The sequence below is a fragment of the Clavibacter sp. genome, assembly GCF_014802555.1.
GTDB classification, from domain to species: Bacteria; Actinomycetota; Actinomycetes; order Actinomycetales; family Microbacteriaceae; genus Clavibacter; species Clavibacter sepedonicus.
The window spans coordinates 1-18,809 of record NZ_JAAVCB010000102.1 but is presented as its reverse complement, the minus strand read 5'-3'; the positions used below and the strand labels follow the sequence as shown (position 1 = coordinate 18,809).

Genomic DNA, 18,809 nt, shown 5'->3' with positions numbered 1-18,809 from the left:
GCAGGGATCCGTCACGGGCACGGGCCCCGCGGCCGGGAAACACGATTGCCCCAGGAGCCCGGCGTGGCCGAATGGTCCTGGGGCGTACCCGGAGAACTTAGCAGCGAGCCCTTCGTCCACGGGTGAGATCGCATCCATGGACCTCCCCACCTCGGTCGACTACCTTGGACACCATGGGTGTCCGGGAGAGCGAGCAGCAGGTGGTCGGTTTGGGCCAGCCTGACTCCGCGATCGACTCTCCTCGCGACGACCGTGTCGCGTCGGTAGAGGAGACCATGAGGGTCGCCCGCATCCTCGCGAAGCGACACGCAGAGCTGCTCCGCCGCCTGGCCTGATGGTCGTCGCCCTCTCCTTCGAGGCGGTCGTTGAGATCAATCTGGAGTTCGGCGGACACGGCGCTGGCGTTCGTGACGCCAATGGTGTCCATGCGGCGGTCGGGAGGGCGTTCAACGGCTTCGGCGGCGTCGATCCGTTCCCGAGCGTCTTCGACAAGGCCGCCGCCCTGATGCACGGCCTCGCGACAACCCAGTACTTCCACGATGGCAACAAGCGGACCGCGTTCCTTTCTGCGGTGGCGTTCCTCGAGCTCAACGGCGTCGTGCTCGGCGCCGTCGAGCCGGTCGAGGCGGAGGTGTTCACCCTCGCTGTCGCCGCGGGGGTCGTCGAGACGTCTCGCGTCGCCGAGTGGTTCCGCAGCGTGCACGAGCGACGTCAGCGGGGGAGCGCGGTGGACCCGCGGATCGAGTACCTGATGCTCGTCGGGCATGTGGAGGAGCGAGACGGTTTCCTGACCGACTGGTACGGCGTCGGCATCGCGGGTCGGCTGATCGACCCGCGCGAAAGCAAGCCGCCGTATCAATTACCGGTTTTCGTCTGCGGCAAGATCCATTGGCGCGAGGAGGACACGGGCCAGGGCCATGTGCTCGCGTTGTCCGTGGTCCCTCGTGACCCGGGGTCGATGGATCCGCCCCGACGTAACAAGTCGCGTCACGGACTCGCCCCACCGGTGAGGGGCGGCCACGAGCACCACCCAGAGGACTTGATGCCCTCAACATTTCACTTCCAGGTCGCCCCGCGGATCGTGGTCCCCGGTGACCTCGTGGTGGAGGTGCGACTCGACAGTGTGCTCGTCGGAACCCTTCCCTTCAAGGTCACGTTGGTGACCCTCTCGGACTGAAGTCGCGCGCTTTGGGCGGAGCTTGTCGACAGGCTCCGCGGCAAGAATGTCCGGCGCGCGGCGCTAGGCGTCCGCGGGATCCGGCGCCGCGTCGATGCGCGCGAGGAACGCGTGCAGGTCGTCCCGGATGCGGCCGAGCTCGGTCGGGGTCATGCCCGTCCGCTCGGCCACGGTGGCGGGCACCTGCTCGGCCTGCTGGCGGAGCGCGCGGCCGGCGTCGGTGAGGGTGACGCGCACGACGCGCTCGTCCTCGGCGCTGCGCGCGCGCTCCAGGAGCCCCGCCGACTGCAGGCGCTTGAGCAGCGGCGTCACGGTCGCGGGCTCGAGGGCGAGCGCGCCGCCGAGGTCGGAGATCGATCGGCCGTCGCGCTCCCAAAGCGCGAGCATCACGAGGTACTGCGGGTGCGTGAGGCCGAGCGGCTCGAGGATCGGCCGGTACAGCGCGACGACCGACCGCGCCGCCAGCACGGCCGCGAAGCAGAGCTGGCTCTCGAGTGCCAGCGGATCCGTGCGCGTCGCGCCCTCGTGTGCCATGCCAGCTCCCTGCCGTCGCCCGAATTACCGCGTACACTGAATACTATGACGCGAGGTAAGAGTCGGGAGGACGGCCCGCGGCGCGAGCGCGGCTTCGGGGCGGCCATCGAGCGGTTCAACGAGCGGCTCCGCCCCTACCTCGGCGCGCCGCCGCTCGGCCCGTACACCGACGACCTGGTTCCTGAGCCGCAGTCGCGCCTTTGCCCCATGTGCGGCAAGCCCATGCCCGACCACGACATCGACCGGTCGGGAGCGCGCACGCAGGTGCGCTGCCCCGTGTGATCCGTTCGCGCTGCTCGCGGAGGACGACGGGCGCTGACCAAGACCCGTGGCAGAGCGAGTGGACGTCTCGAACTCCCCCGTCGTTCATCGCGCGTCTTGTGCACTGCCCGCACGCCCACGAGCACGCACCTACGTTCCAAGTGAGGCGAATCCCGCTTCCTCACGTAGGAGCCAGCATGTCCGCACGACCCCTCCATCCCGTCCATCCCCTTCGTCCCCTTCGTCCCCTTCGTCCCTTCGGCCGCACGTTCCTCTCGACGCGCCGACTCCTGGCGTTCGTGGCCGTCGGCGCCCTCGCCGGCCTCGGCCTCGGCCTCGCCGCACCCAGCAGCGACGCCTTCGCAGCCGACCACGGTTCCTCCCACGCCCGCACCCGTCTGGAGCGCTCGCTCGAGGACAAGACCCTCGTGGAGGACCTGAAGAGCGGCCGGGTCACGCAGGAGGACGTCTTGGACGCCGGCGAGCACGGGCTGACCATCAACGGACACCACGTCGACGGCTGGACGAAGCCGTCCGCCGCGCAGCAGGTGGCGGGTCAGCAGATGGCCGCGCAGCTGCGCGCAGATCCCGCCGCTGCGCAGTCCCTCCGCGACGAGATGGGAGACCTGAGCGACGGCGACTGGCCCGACTCCGCCGACGCGCCCGCGGGCAGCGCCCCGACCGGCGCCGCCGGCATCACGGAGAGCAAGCACTGGTGGAACAAGGTCATCAAGTGGTTCCAGGGCGAGCACGTCTACATCAACGGCCCCTGGTTCAAGACCATCGTCGCGGGCGGCGTGGCCGGCGGGATGATCGGGCTGTGCCTGTTCTTCGACTTCTCGAAGATCACCTGCAGCCTCGTCGGCGCGGCCGTCGCGACCGTCGCGGAATGGATCAAGAACACCACGTGCGCCCGGAACGGCATCTGGCTCTACTACCCCTACTGGTGGAAGTCGCACTGCTGACGATGCGGCGGTGAGCTCAGGACGTGCCCACGGGAGACCGTGGGCACGTCCGTTTGCGCGAGCGCGTGGCACCTCCGCGGCGACGCCGCCGACCGGGTGGCCGAGCGGGCCGACGCGGATCTGTCCCGGGCGCTCGCGCTGCTCGCGGAGGACGGGGGCGCTGACGCCGGCGCCCGCCCGCCCGCGCCCCCGTCGGTCCGCCCCGCGCGGACGAGCGTGGCGCCGGTCTGCGTCGCCTTGAGCCAGCCGGTGAAGAGGGCGCGCTCGTCGGCGTCAAGGGGATCCGCGCTGGCACCCGGAGCGCCCAGCGCGTAGGCGCGGAGCAGCGCGGCGGCGGCGTGCGGGGCGTGCAGGGCGACGGGCGGGGTGGATCGCGGCGGAGCTCCTCGGGACGCGTCGAGCGGGTGGGGTCGGGCTGGTCGCATCGGGCAGGTGGCGGGGCGCCGCCCGCCCCGGACCCAGCCTCTCGTGCTCCCGCGGCTCCGTCGTCCTCCGCGGGGGCGATGGCCGTCCGCCGCGCGCACCACCGCCTATTCAGCGGTTGTGGAATCGCATTCCCTAAGCTCGCGGATCGGGGGCCGTCTTCCGCGCCGCCCCGCACGCGATCCACGGCACCGCCCGCACGGCACCGCCGTCCACGACATCGACGCCCGACCCCCCGACAGAACGAGAGGCCGCATGAGCGCCATCCAGGCAATGACCCCCGCAGCGATCCACCCGAGCGAGGGATACGACGGCTTCGTCGGCTGGGTCCTCGGCCTCATCGAGGTGCTGGGCGAGGTGGGGGTCGGCCTCGCCGTCCTCATCGAGACGTTCGTGCCGCCGATTCCCTCCGAGGCGATCCTCCCCGTCGCCGGCTTCCTCGCCTACGAGGGCCGCATGAACGCGTGGGGCGCCTGGGCCGCGGCCACGATCGGCGCTCTCGTGGGCGTGCTCATCTGGTACGCGATCGGGGCCGCGCTCGGCCGGAACCGCACCCGCCGCCTCGTCGGCCGGATCCCGCTGCTCGACCACGCCGACTTCGACAAGGCCGAGGCGTTCTTCCAGCGCTGGGGCGGGACGGCCGTGCTCCTCGGCCGGTGCGTGCCGCTCGTGCGCTCCTTCATCTCCATCCCGGCGGGCATCGAGCGCATGCCCGTCTGGCGCTTCTCCCTCTACACGGTCATCGGGTCCGGCGCCTGGAACGCCATCTGGGTCGGCCTCGGCTTCGCGTTCGGCCCGGCGATCCGCCCGGTGCTGGAGGAGTGGAGCGGCCTCATCTCCTACGCGGCCATCGGGATCATCGCGCTGCTGGTGCTGTGGTTCGTGATCACCCGGGTGATCCGGCGGGTGCGGGCGGCCTGACCCGGGCGGCCTGACGCCGCCACCCCGACCCTCGCGCCTCGCCTCTGCCAGGCTGGAACCCATGCAGACCCCCGGCGACCGCGCCGCCCACCCTGACGACGCCCGCCCGTCGATCCGCACCGCCGGAACCGACCAGCAGCACCCGGAAGAGATCCTCGTCCTCCGCGCCATCAAGCTGGGCGACATCCTCGTGGCCGTCCCCGCGCTCCGCGCCATCCGCCGCGCGCACCCCGACGCCCGCATCGCGCTCGCCACCACCGGCTGGCTCGCGCCCGTCGTGAAGCTCCTCGGCATGGTCGACGAGCACCTCCCGCAGCAGGGCTTCGACCACCCCATCGCGCGCGAGCCCGGCACGGTCGACCTCGCGATCAACCTGCACGGCGCAGGTCACGAGAGCCGCGCCCTCCTCCACGAGCTGCGCGCGCACCGCACCCTCGGGCACGCGGCGCCTCAGCTCGATCGTCTGCCCGCCGCCGACGGACCCGCCTGGGAGGACCACGTCCTCGAGCGGTACCGCTGGGCCCGGCTCGTCTCCTGGCACGGCATGCCCGCGGATCCGGACGACGTGGGCATCCTCGTCCCCGCCGAGCCGCCCGTCGCGGAGCACGCCGTCGTGATCCATGTGGGCGCCGCCTACGGATCCCGCCAGTGGCCCGTCGACCGCTTCGCCGCGGTCGCCCGCGCGCTCGCGGATGAGGGCCGCACGGTCGTCTTCACCGGATCGGACAAGGAGCGCGAGCGCGCCCTCGAGGTCGCCGCCCTCGCCGGCATGCCGACGGAGACCGTGCTCGCGGGCGAGCTGGCCCTCGACGCCTTCGCCGGGATCATCGCCGCCGCCGACCTCGTGATCTCCGCCGACACCGGCGCCGCCCACCTCGCGACCGCCTACGGCATCCCCTCGGTCGTGATCTTCGGCCCGGCTTCGCCCGAGGAGTGGGGCCCGCCCGCGTCCGGCCCGCACATCGTGCTGACCGACGCGTCGCAGCGCCTCGGCGACACGTTCTCGAGCGTCCCGGATCCGGCCCTCCTCGCGATCACGCCCGCGCACGTCCTCGAGGCGGCCCGCTCCCTCGACGGCCACCTCGTGATCCGACCCCTCACGGACGACCCGCGCGACTGATCCGGCGGTATTCAGGATTGGCGCTCCACGCGCCCGGGCGTCAGTCAGTTAGCCCTAGTAGGGCTGACCTAATTCTGGTAAGAAGTGTCTGACAGTACATCAAGGGAGCCGTAATTGAATGACCAAATGCCGGGCCGGCCCCAGAGTCACGATAATGCCGAAAAATCTCGACGCGCGTTTGAGGAGCGACTCCCGGCCAGCTGGACCTTTACCGCCCCGACCGGGGACTACGGCGTGGATGGGGATATCGAGGTGTTTGAAGCTGGCTTCGCCACCGGCATGCACTTTTTGGTGCAGCTTAAGAGCGTCGAAAGACTTGCAGGCGCTCCTAAGAAAGCGATCAAGAACGCCACTCGTAATTATTGGGCTGCACTCGATCTCCCGACGCTTATTGTTCTCTGGGAGGCCGCCTCAGGCCGAATTTGGTGGAAGTGGGCTCATCTGGTAGATGATTGGGGGGCCGATCCGGCCAACAAGGAATTGACCGTCATTTTTGAAGATGAATGGTCAGCCGATACGCCCAACGTTGTCTTAGATGAAGTTCGGGCTCAGCGAGCTCTAAAAAAAGTGACGCGAGTCTCCCGGTCTTTGTGGCAGTGACAAGCGACGAGGTATTTTTGGGCGAAAGGGCCGGATCGTTCGTTGGAAATACCAGGCGAGCCTTGGGCGGTGTCAGGGGTTTATCGCTCCAGGCGTCGCAGAAGCGGGACCTAGTGCTCAACGTTGCTTTTACGGACGACTTTGTTGTTGTGCGACTTTCTGGCGCTCATCCTCGATACATGCACTATCCGGCACTATTGGCGAAGGGAGGACTGGAGGAGGCAGATCGCCTCGCAATTCAGGGAAACATAATGATGGCCGCTTACATGGCGTTACGGTCGATGGGCCTCGGGCTGCAGGTCTACTCGGCCCTGCAAGCCGCAATCCCCATCGCCTCCTCCGTTTACCGGGCTGATTTAATAGACGTAATAATGCGGGACGTGATCATCGCTCGTGACTTGAAATCCCTGCTCGAACTGGCTCAGAGGACCATTCTCGAGCCGCAAAGTAGTATTCAAGTAGAGGCATCGCTATCCTTAATTACCCATAAGGGCCAAATCGACGACAAGGTTCTCGAGCTTCTCGCCGACCGCTTTGCGGCCGTCGCCAAGCTTACTGGACAAGCAATTATATTCTATAACGCTGCTCAATTGATGCGGAGCGTGAATGCGGCCAAGGCACGCGATTTATATATGAAAGCCGCCGACCTAGACGCGGTTACCGCAAGCGGGCATATTGGCTTCGCGACGTTGGCGCCACTTATTATGTAGAGGAGCTATTTTCAGACGCTGAAGGCTATTACAGAAAAGCTCAGGAGGCCGGCGCTCCATATCTGGATGCATTGATCGGGGACGCTCTGCTCCGTCAGGGAAAATATGCCGAAGCGGTGGCGTTATACAGGCAGGCTGCAGCTGCAGATGACCCCGACGCTGAGTATTGGCTGCTTTACGATGTGGCTTTTTCATACCTCATAGAGCGTTTCGACTCTCCAGTCCAGGAGCGGCAAGTCGCCCAGGCTAACCGTCAATTTGATGCCCTGTCTGGAGAGAATCCTGGCGCAAGTGATGTCGAGCAAGTCCTTGCACTAGACCTCTTGTCGCCGTTCGCCCTCTGGCGCTTGACGGAGGCGGAGAGGTTGGCTGGTAGGCCCGTCCTGCCCCTACTACTTGGGGGCGCACTATTGCTCGAGGACTTCCCTCCCATGTGGGATGAAGCCCTACGGGCGGCCAATACTGAGCTACCAGGCGCCCTCGCCCCTATAATCGGCGCCATCAAAAGGCATTGTCGAGAGGAGTTTATTTCCTTCTTGTATGAAGATGATTTCGTCGACGTAGACTTTCGAACCTCAGTGTTAGCAGCTTTCGAGCAAGTTCCCGACGTCGAGGATATCCCTGCCGTGGCGCGTGCCTATGAATCGTATGACGATGAGACAAGCTCAAAGTAAGTTAAGGGTGGAGTTGGTACGCGAGGCTGGTCAGCGCGTCAGCTGTAGTCCGCGTGCACCGTCTTCGCCGCCCCGTCGAGCCGCACCGTGCCGCCGTGGGGCAGGATCCACTGCGGCCGCGTGTGCCCGAACGGGACGCCCACGCACACCACCGCGCGCGGGTTGTAGCGGGCGATCTGCTCGATGACGGTGTCGCGCTGCTCGGCCCGCAGCCGCGCGCGCTCCTCGGGCGACGGCACGGGCGCGCCCATGACGATGGTCACCGGACGGGCGACGAGCACGCCCGCGACGACGTCGAGGATCCCGCGCTCGCCGAGCCCCCGCACCCAGCGCTTCACGCTGGCCGCCGACGGCACCTCCTCGCTCGTCTCGAGCAGCAGGATCCCGCCCTCCAGCCGGTCGAGGTCCGGCATGCGCCCGGCCATCGCGATCTGGTCGATCACCTCGATGCAGCCGCCCCAGGTCGGCCCCTCCACCGTCGCCGCGGGGCCGGCCCACTTCCACGGCTCGGTCGCGGTCCGCTCGCCGTGCTCGGTGAGCGCGCGAGGATCCGTCCAGTCGATCCCGTGGTCCTCCGACTCCCCGGGCTCCGTGATCTCGAGCTCGCCTCCCTCGATCAGCGCGGCCCGCAGCGAGCGCAGGTGCACGTCGTCGATGCCGGGGCCGGCGCCGAGGTGCACCTGCGTGGATCCGCCATAGAAGGAGGGGATGCCGAGCCCGGCGAGCAGGTTGTGCAGGTTCGTGTTGTCGCTGTAGCCGAGGAAGGGCTTGGGGTTCCGGGCCAGCTCCTCGATGTCCACGTGCGGGATCACCGTGACCTGGTCGTCCCCGCCGACGGTCGAGACGATCGCGCGGATGGAGTCGTCGGCGAACGCGGCCGTGATGTCGGCGGCGCGATCCTCCGCGCTCGCCCCGAGCCGGCGCGTGGTCGGGTACTCGACGGGGATCAGCCCGGTCGCCTCCTGCAGCCGCCGCATCGCCTGCACGTGCACCACGGGCGCCATGCCGGGCGCGGCGAACGCGGGGCTCAGCACCGCCGCCCGGTCTCCCGCCTCCGCCTTGGGCACGGACTTGCGGAACCGGGAGGAAGTGGAGGGGATCATGCGGGTCATGCTCGCAGAGGAGGCGGGGAGGGCGGGTGGTGTGCTGGGCCGTGCGTCCGCTTCCGCTGTCAGAAGCTCCTCCCCAACTCGTCGACCCCGCTGCGCTCCGAAGGTGGGGTGATCTCAGGCCCGTGGGGAGACCCCGCGGGTAGGTTTGTAGAACTCAGAAAGGGGCCCGTCATGCCGCACTCGCAGACCTCCGCCGCTGCCGCCATCGCCGCACGCGATGCACGAGCCGCGGAGAGCCTCGCCTTCGCGGACGCGGCCCTCGCGCTCGCCGGACACCAGGTGACGGATCCTGTGCTGATCGAGATATCGGAGCGCGCCGCTCGGGAGGAGATCACGAGCGAAGAGGCAGTAGCCGCGATCCGTCGCCACGTCATCGGATGATGCGCCGTCGGCCGACGTTCCGAACCTGGGACGACTACTTCATACCGGGTACGACCGTCCTCAGGAACAAGCTCACGGGCCCTGGCAAGCCCCACGGTGAGACAGACTCCGACAAGCTGCGCGTCAGCGAAGAAGACATCGCGCGTGTGAGACTCGCCGAGCTATATCGGCAACCCATCGACGGACACTTCGACTACCCGCACATGAAGGCGATCCACCGCCACATCTTCCAGGACGTCTACGACTGGGCCGGCGAGGAGCGCGTCGCTCCCGTCGGCTCCTTCATGAGCAAGGACGGGCACTCCTACTACCCGGCCGGTCCGACCCTCACCGAAGCAGCCGAGGCCCAGTACCGGCAGCTCGCCGACAAGGACCTCCTGCGGGGCCTCGATCAGCGGGAGTTCGTCCACGAGCTCGCGGAGAGCTGGGGCGAGCTCAACGTGATCCACAGCTTCCGCGAGGGCAACACCCGCACCCAGTTCGTGTTCTTCTCTCAGCTCGCGGAGCAGGCGGGGTACCGCATCGAGTCCTCCCGGTTCGCCGTGGGATCGCCGCTGAGGGAGCAGTTCGTCGAGGCCCGATTCCACAGCCAGGACACCGGCAGCAACGCGCGTCTGGAGGAGGTGCTGGGGCGAGCGGTCGTCCCTCTCCCGCGCCCGACATCGCCCGGGACCACCCGACCTGAGGGGCCGTCACCGTCGCGTGCGGTCCATGGCGTCGCGCGACCGGGCCCAGTTGCCGGTGGTCGTGTGGGCGGCCGAGACAGCGGCTACGGGAGGTAGCGGCAGGTGGCATCCGGGCAGGATCGATCCGCGAGTGAGGTGGGCCGGACCGGGCTCCGCGACATGGAGGATCAGGAGCCGCGGCTCGAGGCGCTGCGACTAGCGCTGGTCGCCGGTGAGGAGAGCGGCGAAGCAGCACCCTTCGACCTCGACACGTTCATCGCGGACAAGCGCGCCTGACGCCATGGCGGTTCCCACCGGCCGCGAAGACCTCTAGGTGCCCCCTACGGCCCACCCAACCAGTGGTCAATCCGGTGGTGGTCGGGGCTGAACCCGTGGCCGACACCCCAGATGACCGCCTGGGTGCGGCTCTGCACCTGGATCTTCCGGTAGATCGAGCGGATGTAGCTCTTCACCGTGTTGGGGGAGAGGTACGTGAGCGCCGCGACCTCCTGGTTGCTCTTGCCCTGCGTGATGAGGGCGAGGATCTCCGACTCGCGGTCCGTGATCCCCTCGCGCTTGCCCGGCCAATCGAGCGACGGCGCGCTCGCGGCCCGCAGCGGCGCCTGGTTGAACAGCTCCTCGCCCGCGTGGATCCGCTCGAGCGCCTCCACGAGTTCCCGTGCGGGCAGCGCCTTGGAGAGGTAGCCGTGCACGCCCTGGCGGCGGGCGTCAGCGATCAGCTCGGGCTGGAAGTTCCAGGTGTAGACGACCACGCGGCGGGCCCGCGGGTTGCGCACCAGCTCCGCGATCTCGTGGTGGTCGGATTCGGGCTGCGCGAACGAGTCGTACAGCACGATGTCGATCTCGTCGGAGAGAGCGGCGTTGGCATCGATCTCGGCCACCAGCACGCGGTCGCGGTAGTCGTCGAACATGTGGGCGAGGCCCTTCAGCACCACGTCGTAGTCGTCGACGAGCGCGATCGTGACGGGGCGGGTGCGGGCGGCGGGCATGGATCCACCATCCCACCCCCAGGGGTGTGTCGTCACACCCCGCAGGGTGGTTGATTGGATCCATCGCCCCACCGGGCACCGCAGCGCGACCCCGCGTTCACCAGAGAGAAGGACACCATGCTCGGACTAATCATCAGCCTCATCGTCATCGGCCTCATCGCCGGCTTCATCGCCCGCGCGGTCGTGCCCGGACGCCAGAGCATGTCGATCCTCATGACCATCGTGCTCGGCATCGTCGGCTCGTTCGTCGGCGGATTCCTCGCGTTCCTGCTGTTCCAGCGCGACGCCATGGACGGCTTCTTCCAGCCCGCCGGCATCATCGGATCCATCATCGGCGCGATCATCGTGCTGCTCATCTACGTGAAGGTCGGCGGCCGCAAGTCCGTTCGCCGCTGAACACGGCCGGGCGACCCGTCGATGCGCTGGCGCGCGTCTGACGACAGCCGGTAGCGGAAGACGAGGAGGGGCGGGCGGCCATGTGGCCGCCGCCCCGTTCCTGTGCCCGGGTCATCTTTCCAAGACTCCCCGAAATAGGGGGCGCGCCCGTGCGATTCCGCTGTGAGGATTCATCCGGCGCGAGACCGACTCGCAGGAATGCGAGGCGATGATGATCGCGACGACGAAGACGTGGCGCGGAATGGCTCTCGCCATCGCGATCGCACTGGGCACCACGACAGCTGCGGGAACGGCGATGCCCGCGCAGGCGGCCGCCACCATCGCCTTCTCCTCGAGTTCGGCACCGGTCATCTCCGGCTCAGCGACGGTCGGCTCGACCCTGACGGTCGCCACCGGTTCCTGGACTCCCGCGCCGACGGCCTTCGCCTTCAAGTGGTGGTCCGATGGTGTGGCGGTTTCAGGTGCGACTGCCTCCACGTACGCAGTGCGTACCGCCGACGTGGGCAAGCAGATCACGGTCACGATCACCGGCTCGAAGTCCGGGTACACCTCGCTGTCGCGATCGAGTGCTGCGACGGCGCGGGTGACGGGTCCCGCTTCCGTGTCGATCCCCGCGCCGAGGGTCGTGTTCGACGACTGGATGCTCGACACGGTCTCCGGATATCACGTCTACCTGTCGCTCGACGCCCTTCCCGCCGAAGTGGATGAGCCGCGCTACCAGTACGAGTTGAACGGTTCGGGCACCTGGCAGGACATGGGCGGCGCGGCCGTGGGGGAGGGTGAAGCGTGGGCCCCGGCTTCTCCTGGTGACCACCAGGTCAGCTTCCGTGTGGCAGGCACTGTCGACGGTGCTTTTGTCACGGGCACGCCGACCCCGCGCGTCTTGCATCGCGCTCGGGGGTACGTCCACGAGTCGACGCCCACAGCCGTGGTGTCCGGCTCGCGGATCACCTTCGCGTGGGATGTCCGTGAGGCGTTGAACGGATGGCCCGAGGAGGACGGAATCGGGTACACGATCACGGGCACCCCGGGCTGGACTCCCGCGCCCGCAGTGGGGTCGGTCACCGTCGATGTCGGATACGACGCGACGATCACGTTCTGGATGGAGTTCGGCGGCGGTGCAGACTTCTCCAGATGGGGCGAGGTGACCGCCACGACCGGGCATGCCCCGTCGGCGACGCAGCTCCTCACGTCCACGCCGGCGCCGTCGATCATCGGCACCGCGAAGGTCGGCAACATCCTCACGGTGCGCACCAGCACGTGGGAGCCGAAGCCGGTCGCCCTGAGCTACCAGTGGAACCGCAACGGAAACGCCATTCCCGGAGCCACCAACCCGACCTACACGGTCGTCCCCGCAGATGCCGGGACGCAGATCACCATCTCCGTCACGGGTGCGAAGGCGGGCTTCACCTCGGCGACGAAGACCTCGGCCGCGACAGCCCGCGTGCCGCAACCGATCATCACGGGCGTCGCACCGACGGTCTCCGGCGTCCTCAAGGTGGGTCAGACGCTCACCGCGAAGGCCGGCGCCTGGACTCCGCAGCCCGTGACGGTGACGTACCAGTGGAAGCGCAACGGCGTCGCGATCCCCGGCGCGACGGCGACGACGTACTCGCTCGTCGCGGCCGACAAGGGCGCGACGATCACCGTCGCCACGACTGGCGCAAAGGCCGGTTACCCGTCGCTCGTGAAGACGAGCGCGGGCAAGAGGATCGCATGATCCTCGTCGCCCGGCGCTGAGGGACAGAGGAGGGGCGGGTCGCCGAGGAGGCGGCCCGCCCCTCCGGCGTGCGCGGCGTCAGGCGCGTGCGGGCGCGTCGGCGGCGCCCGCCGGCCCCAGCAGCGGCGCCCGCGGATCCACCAGCACCGACCGCGCCGCCGCCCCGAAGCCGCGCATCGCCCGGCCCCAGTACGCCCGCGGCGCGACGCCGCAGGCACGGAGGGCCGCCCGGTGGTCGACGACGATCACCGTCGCCGCGCCCGCCGCGACGACCGTCCACGCGGCGCCGATGACCGCGCGCAGGGGAGCGGGGGTGTCGCGGAAGCCGGTGCGGAGGCGGTCGATCTGGAAGCGGACGTGGTCCAGCTCGTCGTCCGCGATGCGCTGCCCGAGGGCGCGGAGCGCGGGATCCGGGGCGTGGTCGGCGAGGGCGTGGAAGTAGCCCGTCGCGACCGTCTCCGCGATGAGGAACAGGCTGATCTCCGTCCGCAGCCCGATGAGGTGCCGCAGCCGGGTGAACGCCGCGTCCGTCCAGTGCGCGGGCAGCGCGGGCGCGTGCAGGTGGTCGAGCGCGCGCACGAACAGCGCCGCGTGCTTCTGCTCCTCCTGCACGAGGAGCGCGAGCGCGTGCGTGTACGCGGGATCGCCCGCGGCGGTCGCCATCCGCAGGAGGTGGACCCCGTCGCCGCTCTCGCCGAGCGCGAACCGCTGGAACGAGCGGACGAAGGCGCGGCGGGTGCGGGCGTCGAGCGGCGAGGGCGTGCCGGACGGGATCAGCTGCTCGGGGCTGAGGTGCCGGTCGGCGTTGGCGTGGAAGTGGGCGATCCAGTCGGCGGCGGTCGCCATGCGAGCGGTCGCCGCGGTGGGCCGTGCGGGCGTCGGTGTCTGCGTGATCGAGGTCATGCCCTCCCGCTAGGAACGGCGGTGCCCTGGCCTCGCCCGGCGGAGGAGGGACTCCGGGGGTCGCCGCGGCGCATCCTGCGGCGGACACGTGGTCCGCGAGGCGGACGCCGGCTACGTCCTCCGCCCGACGGCCATCGGGTGACGGTTCATCGGCTGGGCGTGATCGCCGTCATCCGTGGCTCATGATGGGCATGGGCCCACCGGCAGGACGATCCGTCCACGCCGTGTCCGCGGATCCGGTCACGACGACGACGCCCGGTCGGAGCAGCGACGCGGACACCCGGTCCGCCGCCGGGCGACCCGAGCCCGGGCGGTCCGCCGCTCGCATCAGGCCGCGTGCCTACGAAAGGAACCACCATGAGCATGGAAGGCGTCGCCTGGAGCTCGCTCTACAAGATCTCGAGCGCGCGGGACGGCCGGAATGGCATCTCCCGGGAGTCCGTGAAGCGGATCATGACGTTCGCGGTGCCGTACCGGGCGAAGCTGCTGCTCTTCATCGGGCTGTCCGTCGTCGGCGCGTTCCTCGCGGTGGCGACCCCGGTGCTCGCCGGCCAGGTGGTCGACGTCATCGTCGCCCGGGGCGAGGTCGCCACCATCGTGCGGCTCGCCGTCGTCATCGCCCTCGTGGCGGTGGCCGACGCCGGCGTCTCGCTCGTGACGCGCTGGTACTCGGCGCGGATCGGCGAGGGCGTGATCCTCGACCTCCGCACCGCCGTGTTCGACCACGTGCAGAAGATGCCGATCGCGTTCTTCACCCGCACGCGCACGGGCGCCCTCGTGAGCCGCCTCAACAACGACGTGATCGGCGCGCAGCAGGCCTTCAGCGGCACGCTGTCCGGGGTGGTCACGAACGTGTGGCGCTGATCCTCACCCTCATCGTCATGCTCAGCACGTCGCGGCTGGTGACGGTGCTCGCGGTGGTCATGCTCCCACTGTTCCTCGTGCCCGCGCGCCGCATGGGCGGTCGCCTCGCCGCGCTCCGCCGCGAGGCCGCCGACCACAACTCCGCCATGAGCACGCAGATGACCGAGCGATTCTCGGCGCCCGGCGCCACCCTCGTCAAGCTGTTCGGCCGGCCCGACGAGGAGTCCGAGGAGTTCCGCGTCCGCGCCGCCCGCGTCCGCGACATCGGGGTCCGCACCGCGATGCTGCAGTTCGTCTTCGTCACCGCGCTGATGCTCGTCTCCGCCCTCGCGCTCGTCTACGGGCTCGGCGGCTTCCTCGCGCTGGCCGGCCAGCTCGACACCGGCGAGGTGGTCACCCTCGCGCTCCTCCTCACGCGCCTCTACGCGCCGCTGACCAGCCTCGCGAACGCGCGGGTGGAGATCATGAGCGCGGTGGTCAGCTTCGAGCGCGTCTTCGAGGTGCTGGACCTCGAGCCGCTCATCCAGCAGAAGCCCGACGCCGTCCTCGTCCCGGAGGGCCCGGTGGCGGTCGAGTTCGACGACGTCCGCTTCGCCTACCCGTCCGCGGACAAGGTGTCCCTCGCCTCCCTCGAGGAGGTCTCCACGCTCGACACCCGCGGCGGCGAGGAGGTGCTGCACGGCGTGTCCTTCCGGATCGAGCCGGGGCAGACCGTCGCCATCGTCGGCACGTCAGGTGCGGGCAAGTCCACGATCGCGCAGCTGCTCTCGCGCCTGTACGACGTCGACTCGGGCGCCGTGCGCCTCGCGGGGACGGACGTGCGCGACGTCACCTTCGCCTCCATGCGGCACACCCTCGGCATGGTGACGCAGGACGGCCACCTGTTCCACGAGACGATCCTGTCCAACCTGCGCCTGGCCCGGCCGGATGCGACCGACGACGAGGTGTGGGACGCCGTGCGGCGCGCACGGCTCGAGCCGCTCATCCGCTCCCTGCCGGACCAGCTCGACACCATGGTGGGGGAGCGCGGCTACCGGCTCTCCGGCGGCGAGCGTCAGCGCATGACCATCGCGCGGCTGCTGCTCGCCCGCCCGCGCGTCGTCATCCTCGACGAGGCGACGGCGGCGCTGGACTCGACGTCGGAGGCCGCCGTGCAGGCCGCGCTGAGCGAGGCGCTCGAGGGGCGGACGGCCCTCGTCATCGCGCACCGCCTCTCCACCATCCGCAGCGCCGACCTGATCCTCGTGGTCGAGGACGGCTCCATCGTCGAGCGCGGCACGCACGAGGAGCTGCTGGCCGCGGGCGGCCGGTACGAGGAGCTGCACCGCACCCAGTTCGCGGTGCCGAAGGACGTCGCGGCGGAGGAGGATGCGGACGCGTCGGGCGCGCCCGGGCGCTGAGCCGGGTACGCCTCAGCCGAACACCCGCCGCACCACCTCGTGCTCCTGCTCGAGGCCGTCCCACTCGTCGGATCCGTCGGGCCGGGTCGACTCGTTCACCATGGCGAGCGCGCCCTGATAGCCCGCGTCCTGCAGCACGCGGAGGGAGCGGGCGTAGTCGACGTCGTCGAGGCGGCCGGCCTCATCCCGGTGGGCCTTGGCGTGGCACGTGACCGCGTGCCCGGCGATGCGGGCGAGCTGCTCGTGCTTGTGGGGCTGCGTCCAGTTGCCGAGGTCGATGAGGAGGCGCACGTCGCCGGCGTCGGCCAGGAGCGCGAGCACCGCGTCCGCGTCGGGCATCATCTCGCGCCAGTTCTCGGTGACGACGGCGACTCCCGGATGCGCGGCGGCCAGTCGCGACAGCCGCCTTGCGCTCGCCGCGAGCGTCTCCGGCGTGGGCGCGCTCCGACCGGCGACGACGCGCGCGTGGTGCGCACCCAGCGCCTCGGCGTCGTCGAGCTGCGCGGAGATCCACCGCTCGTGCAGGTCGGCGTCGGCCGGGTGCGTGAGGTCGCCGTCGTCGACGAGGAACGCGTCGAGCGTGATCCCCGACGCGGCGAGCGACGCCCGCAGGTCGGCGAGGTACCCGGCGTCCCGCGTGGGCAGCTGGAAGTGGGTGATCTGCACGGCCCGGTAGCCGCGCCGCGCCAGCTCGGCGGGCAGGTCGAGGAGGTCGAGCGCCCCGGCGGCGCGTCCGCCCGGGGTGGTGGGGCCGGATCCGTCGGGGCCGGGGACCCGCGGCCGCCCGAGCGTCCCATCGAGCGACCAGGCGTGCACGGCCTTGTCGGTCGGGCGGGTGGACGCGGTGGGGCGGGTGGTGCCGGTCGGCCCGGCGCTCCCGGTCGGCCCGCTCATCGGATCGTTCCGCGGTCGTCGTCGTTGGCGGTCATGCGGCCTCCGTACCGCCCGCATCGGCGCGGGCCATGCGTACGATCGTAGGCGCGGGCTTGCGCCGCGTCACGGCCGGATCCGGGCCCTGCCGCTCGAACGTCGCCCGCCCACCCCGATCACCGCCGAACGAGGAGCGCCATGGACATCGTCGTCTGGAACGAGAACGTGCACGAGAGCCGGGGTGACGCGACCGTCCTGTCGCACTACCCGGACGGGATCCACGCCGTGGTCGCCGACGGCCTCCGCGAGCTGCTCGGCGACGACGCGCGCGTGAGCACGGCGACCCTCCAGGAGGATCAGCACGGCCTCACCGAGGAGCGCCTCGCCGCCACCGACGTCCTCTACTGGTGGGGCCACGTGGCGCACGGCGAGGTGTCCGACGAGGTCGTCGCGCGCGTGATCCGCCACGTGCACGCCGGCATGGGCCTCGTCGTCCTGCACTCCGGCCACTACTCGAAGGTCTTCACGCGCCTGATGGGCACGACCTGCTCGCTCAAGTGGCGCAACGACGGCGAGCGCGAGCTGGTGTGGACCATCGCGCCGCAGCACCCGATCGCGGCCGGGATCCCGCACCCGATCGTCATCGACCGGCAGGAGATGCACGGCGAGCAGTTCGACATCCCGCGCCCCGACGAGGAGGTGTTCCTCTCCACCTTCGCGGGCGGCGAGGTCTTCCGCTCCGGTGTCGCCTACCACCGCGGCCGCGGCCGCGTCTTCTACTTCTCGCCCGGCGACCAGGAGTACCCCGTCTACCACCACCCCGACATCCGCCGCGTGCTCGCGAACGCCGCCCGCTGGGTCGCGCCGACGGACGGCCGCGCCGAGCTGACTGCCGACGAGCACCCGCGCGACTGGTTCCTCGCCCGATGAGCGCCGCGAAGCTGACGCCCGCCACGCCCGCCACGACCGCCGCACCCGTGACCCCGGCCACCCCGGCGACGCCCGCCGCGCCCGCTCCCGCCGCTGCGCCCGCCGCATCCGCCTCCTCCGGCCCCTGCGTCCGAGTGATCCACGTCGGCCTCGGCGGCTGGGGCGGCGACTGGGCACGGAATGCCGTGCCCGCGGTCGCCGAGATCGAGGTGGCCGCGATCGTGGATCCGAGCGAGCCCACCCGCGAGAAGGTGCGCGCGCTCATCGGGCTCCCCGCCGAGGCCGCCTTCGCCTCGCTCGCCGACGCGCTCGCCGCGGTGGAGGCGGATGCCGTCATCGTCACGGCGCCGGCCGTCACGCACGCGCCGCTCGCGCTGGAGGCGCTCGAGGCGGGCAAGCACGTGATCGTCGAGAAGCCGTTCGCGAACTCGACCGCGGAGGCCGCCGCCGTGGTGCGCCGCGGCGAGGAGCTCGGCCTCATCGTGCAGGTCAGCCAGAACTACCGCTGGTACCCAGCGCCGCGCCGCGTGCGCGAGCTGCTCGCGGCCGACGCGCTCGGCGAGGTCGCGACCATCGAGATCGACTTCCGCCAGTGGGACAACGACGAGCCCGACGACTACCCGCACTACCGGTTCCCGCAGCCGATCATCAACGACATGGCGATCCACCACTTCGACCTGATCCGCATGGTCACCGGCCGCGAGGCCGTGCGCGTGTTCGCCCGCACCAGCCGCCCGTCGTTCAGCCACTACCGGGATCCCGCGGTCGCCTCCATGGTCATCGAGCTGGAGGGCGGCCTGATCGTCGACTACCGCGGCAGCTGGCTGCACCGCGGACCCGTCACACCGTGGGCGGGCGAGTGGCGCATCTCCGGCGAGGACGGCGAGCTGACCTTCACGAGCCGCGGCGCGGGCCTGCGCGCCTTCGCCCTCTCGATCCTCGGCGGCCCGCCGCCCGAGACCAGCGGCCGTGACAACCTCGGCAGCCTCGCGCTGATGGAGGCGGCGGGCCGCTCGGCGGAATCGGGGCTCTTCGAGGACGTACGCGACCCGCTCGCCTAGCTGTACTCGGCCATGACGTTGGTGACACTTCGGGGCGTGTGAAGAGGCCTCCTGGCTTGATGGAGCTGTTCAGTTCAACCATCGCCAGGAGGCCTCGATGTCCCACGGTAAT

General features: G+C 70.0%; 20 protein-coding genes and 1 pseudogene. 16 read left to right on the top strand and 5 right to left on the bottom strand.

Going from position 1 to position 18,809, the window contains the following annotated elements:
* Window positions 1-334 precede the first annotated feature (334 nt).
* Complete coding sequence (locus tag HDR73_RS11295) at window positions 335-1,177, top strand: type II toxin-antitoxin system death-on-curing family toxin (RefSeq protein ID WP_012299901.1); 843 nt, start codon at window positions 335-337, stop codon at window positions 1,175-1,177.
* 63 nt (window positions 1,178-1,240) lie between these two features.
* Here the strand turns inward: HDR73_RS11295 and HDR73_RS11290 are convergent, their stop codons facing one another.
* Complete coding sequence (locus HDR73_RS11290; RefSeq protein ID WP_012299900.1) at window positions 1,241-1,711, bottom strand: MarR family winged helix-turn-helix transcriptional regulator; 471 nt, start codon at window positions 1,709-1,711, stop codon at window positions 1,241-1,243.
* A 45-nt stretch (window positions 1,712-1,756) separates the two neighbouring features.
* On the opposite strand from HDR73_RS11290, the gene HDR73_RS11285 reads away from it, so the two are divergent.
* The 7 genes from HDR73_RS11285 to HDR73_RS11255 all read left to right on the top strand — a co-directional run bounded on the left by HDR73_RS11285 (window position 1,757) and on the right by HDR73_RS11255 (window position 7,385).
* Window positions 1,757-1,993 (top strand): hypothetical protein, encoded by a 237-nt coding sequence (locus HDR73_RS11285; RefSeq protein ID WP_012299899.1) that lies wholly within the window; start codon window positions 1,757-1,759, stop codon window positions 1,991-1,993.
* A gap of 176 nt (window positions 1,994-2,169) precedes the next feature.
* On the top strand, window positions 2,170-2,937 hold the full coding sequence (locus HDR73_RS11280; RefSeq protein WP_106408655.1) for a hypothetical protein: 768 nt from the start codon (window positions 2,170-2,172) through the stop codon (window positions 2,935-2,937).
* 678 nt (window positions 2,938-3,615) lie between these two features.
* Window positions 3,616-4,281: a DedA family protein gene (locus HDR73_RS11275; protein ID WP_012299896.1), complete on the top strand. Its 666-nt coding sequence runs from the start codon at window positions 3,616-3,618 to the stop codon at window positions 4,279-4,281.
* Window positions 4,282-4,342: 61 nt separating this feature from the next.
* On the top strand, window positions 4,343-5,401 hold the full coding sequence (locus HDR73_RS11270; protein ID WP_012299895.1) for a glycosyltransferase family 9 protein: 1,059 nt from the start codon (window positions 4,343-4,345) through the stop codon (window positions 5,399-5,401).
* A 114-nt stretch (window positions 5,402-5,515) separates the two neighbouring features.
* A complete protein-coding gene (locus tag HDR73_RS11265) occupies window positions 5,516-6,001 on the top strand; it encodes a DUF4365 domain-containing protein (RefSeq protein ID WP_133064100.1) in 486 nt (161 codons plus the stop codon).
* A gap of 179 nt (window positions 6,002-6,180) precedes the next feature.
* A complete protein-coding gene (locus HDR73_RS11260; RefSeq protein ID WP_133064101.1) occupies window positions 6,181-6,711 on the top strand; it encodes a hypothetical protein in 531 nt (176 codons plus the stop codon).
* Window positions 6,712-6,782: 71 nt separating this feature from the next.
* On the top strand, window positions 6,783-7,385 hold the full coding sequence (locus HDR73_RS11255; protein ID WP_012299892.1) for a hypothetical protein: 603 nt from the start codon (window positions 6,783-6,785) through the stop codon (window positions 7,383-7,385).
* A gap of 38 nt (window positions 7,386-7,423) precedes the next feature.
* On the opposite strand, the gene HDR73_RS11250 is transcribed toward HDR73_RS11255, so the two are convergent.
* Window positions 7,424-8,488, bottom strand: coding sequence for a S66 family peptidase (locus tag HDR73_RS11250; RefSeq protein ID WP_041464702.1), 1,065 nt, complete (start codon window positions 8,486-8,488; stop codon window positions 7,424-7,426).
* Window positions 8,489-8,668: 180 nt separating this feature from the next.
* Between HDR73_RS11250 and HDR73_RS11245 the strand changes: the two genes are divergently transcribed.
* Genes HDR73_RS11245 through HDR73_RS11235 form a run of 3 tightly spaced genes read left to right on the top strand, consistent with a single transcriptional unit; the run spans window position 8,669 to window position 9,840 of the window.
* Window positions 8,669-8,878 carry an antitoxin VbhA family protein gene (locus HDR73_RS11245; protein ID WP_041464701.1) on the top strand — a complete coding sequence of 70 codons (210 nt, stop codon included), beginning with the start codon at window positions 8,669-8,671 and terminating at the stop codon, window positions 8,876-8,878.
* Window positions 8,875-9,660, top strand: a complete 786-nt coding sequence (locus HDR73_RS11240) for a Fic/DOC family protein (RefSeq protein WP_353734313.1) — start codon at window positions 8,875-8,877, stop codon at window positions 9,658-9,660. The genes HDR73_RS11245 and HDR73_RS11240 overlap by 4 nt, the downstream gene beginning before the upstream one ends.
* Window positions 9,661-9,666: 6 nt before the next feature.
* Window positions 9,667-9,840 (top strand): type II toxin-antitoxin system ParD family antitoxin, encoded by a 174-nt coding sequence (locus tag HDR73_RS11235; protein ID WP_012299889.1) that lies wholly within the window; start codon window positions 9,667-9,669, stop codon window positions 9,838-9,840.
* Between the two features lie 44 nt (window positions 9,841-9,884).
* Here the strand turns inward: HDR73_RS11235 and HDR73_RS11230 are convergent, their stop codons facing one another.
* A complete protein-coding gene (locus tag HDR73_RS11230; RefSeq protein WP_041464700.1) occupies window positions 9,885-10,553 on the bottom strand; it encodes a response regulator transcription factor in 669 nt (222 codons plus the stop codon).
* Between the two features lie 117 nt (window positions 10,554-10,670).
* Between HDR73_RS11230 and HDR73_RS11225 the strand changes: the two genes are divergently transcribed.
* Entirely contained in the window at window positions 10,671-10,949 is a 279-nt protein-coding gene (locus HDR73_RS11225; RefSeq protein ID WP_012299887.1) for a GlsB/YeaQ/YmgE family stress response membrane protein, read from the top strand.
* Window positions 10,950-11,157: 208 nt separating this feature from the next.
* The gene (locus tag HDR73_RS11220; protein ID WP_133064103.1) at window positions 11,158-12,669 is read left to right on the top strand and encodes a hypothetical protein; all 1,512 of its coding nucleotides are present in this window, start codon (window positions 11,158-11,160) and stop codon (window positions 12,667-12,669) included.
* Between the two features lie 78 nt (window positions 12,670-12,747).
* Here the strand turns inward: HDR73_RS11220 and HDR73_RS11215 are convergent, their stop codons facing one another.
* Complete coding sequence (locus HDR73_RS11215) at window positions 12,748-13,572, bottom strand: ferritin-like domain-containing protein (protein WP_106408654.1); 825 nt, start codon at window positions 13,570-13,572, stop codon at window positions 12,748-12,750.
* A gap of 357 nt (window positions 13,573-13,929) precedes the next feature.
* Between HDR73_RS11215 and HDR73_RS11210 the strand changes: the two are divergent.
* Window positions 13,930-15,836: pseudogene (locus HDR73_RS11210) on the top strand (ABC transporter ATP-binding protein).
* Between the two features lie 12 nt (window positions 15,837-15,848).
* On the opposite strand, the gene HDR73_RS11205 reads toward HDR73_RS11210, so the two are convergent.
* On the bottom strand, window positions 15,849-16,730 hold the full coding sequence (locus HDR73_RS11205) for a sugar phosphate isomerase/epimerase family protein (RefSeq protein WP_049791946.1): 882 nt from the start codon (window positions 16,728-16,730) through the stop codon (window positions 15,849-15,851).
* Window positions 16,731-16,904: 174 nt separating this feature from the next.
* Between HDR73_RS11205 and HDR73_RS11200 the strand changes: the two genes are divergently transcribed.
* Window positions 16,905-17,636 carry a ThuA domain-containing protein gene (locus HDR73_RS11200; RefSeq protein WP_012299882.1) on the top strand — a complete coding sequence of 244 codons (732 nt, stop codon included), beginning with the start codon at window positions 16,905-16,907 and terminating at the stop codon, window positions 17,634-17,636.
* Window positions 17,633-18,697 (top strand): Gfo/Idh/MocA family protein, encoded by a 1,065-nt coding sequence (locus HDR73_RS11195; protein ID WP_256890511.1) that lies wholly within the window; start codon window positions 17,633-17,635, stop codon window positions 18,695-18,697. The genes HDR73_RS11200 and HDR73_RS11195 overlap by 4 nt, the downstream gene beginning before the upstream one ends.
* Window positions 18,698-18,809: the final 112 nt, after the last annotated feature.

Bases quoted from the DNA above. Each gene is read 5' to 3' on its own strand.
- HDR73_RS11220 (WP_133064103.1), top strand. From the start codon at position 11,158: ATGATGATCGCGACGACGAAGACGTGGCGCGGAATGGCTCTCGCCATC.
- HDR73_RS11250 (WP_041464702.1), bottom strand. From the start codon at position 8,488: ATGATCCCCTCCACTTCCTCCCGGTTCCGCAAGTCCGTGCCCAAGGCG.
- HDR73_RS11280 (WP_106408655.1), top strand. From the start codon at position 2,170: ATGTCCGCACGACCCCTCCATCCCGTCCATCCCCTTCGTCCCCTTCGT.
- HDR73_RS11195 (WP_256890511.1), top strand. From the start codon at position 17,633: ATGAGCGCCGCGAAGCTGACGCCCGCCACGCCCGCCACGACCGCCGCA.
- HDR73_RS11275 (WP_012299896.1), top strand. From the start codon at position 3,616: ATGAGCGCCATCCAGGCAATGACCCCCGCAGCGATCCACCCGAGCGAG.
- HDR73_RS11295 (WP_012299901.1), top strand. From the start codon at position 335: ATGGTCGTCGCCCTCTCCTTCGAGGCGGTCGTTGAGATCAATCTGGAG.
- HDR73_RS11240 (WP_353734313.1), top strand. From the start codon at position 8,875: ATGATGCGCCGTCGGCCGACGTTCCGAACCTGGGACGACTACTTCATA.
- HDR73_RS11215 (WP_106408654.1), bottom strand. From the start codon at position 13,572: ATGACCTCGATCACGCAGACACCGACGCCCGCACGGCCCACCGCGGCG.
- HDR73_RS11260 (WP_133064101.1), top strand. From the start codon at position 6,181: ATGCACTATCCGGCACTATTGGCGAAGGGAGGACTGGAGGAGGCAGAT.
- HDR73_RS11245 (WP_041464701.1), top strand. From the start codon at position 8,669: ATGCCGCACTCGCAGACCTCCGCCGCTGCCGCCATCGCCGCACGCGAT.
- HDR73_RS11205 (WP_049791946.1), bottom strand. From the start codon at position 16,730: ATGAGCGGGCCGACCGGGAGCGCCGGGCCGACCGGCACCACCCGCCCC.
- HDR73_RS11230 (WP_041464700.1), bottom strand. From the start codon at position 10,553: ATGCCCGCCGCCCGCACCCGCCCCGTCACGATCGCGCTCGTCGACGAC.
- HDR73_RS11225 (WP_012299887.1), top strand. From the start codon at position 10,671: ATGCTCGGACTAATCATCAGCCTCATCGTCATCGGCCTCATCGCCGGC.
- HDR73_RS11290 (WP_012299900.1), bottom strand. From the start codon at position 1,711: ATGGCACACGAGGGCGCGACGCGCACGGATCCGCTGGCACTCGAGAGC.
- HDR73_RS11285 (WP_012299899.1), top strand. From the start codon at position 1,757: ATGACGCGAGGTAAGAGTCGGGAGGACGGCCCGCGGCGCGAGCGCGGC.
- HDR73_RS11200 (WP_012299882.1), top strand. From the start codon at position 16,905: ATGGACATCGTCGTCTGGAACGAGAACGTGCACGAGAGCCGGGGTGAC.
- HDR73_RS11270 (WP_012299895.1), top strand. From the start codon at position 4,343: ATGCAGACCCCCGGCGACCGCGCCGCCCACCCTGACGACGCCCGCCCG.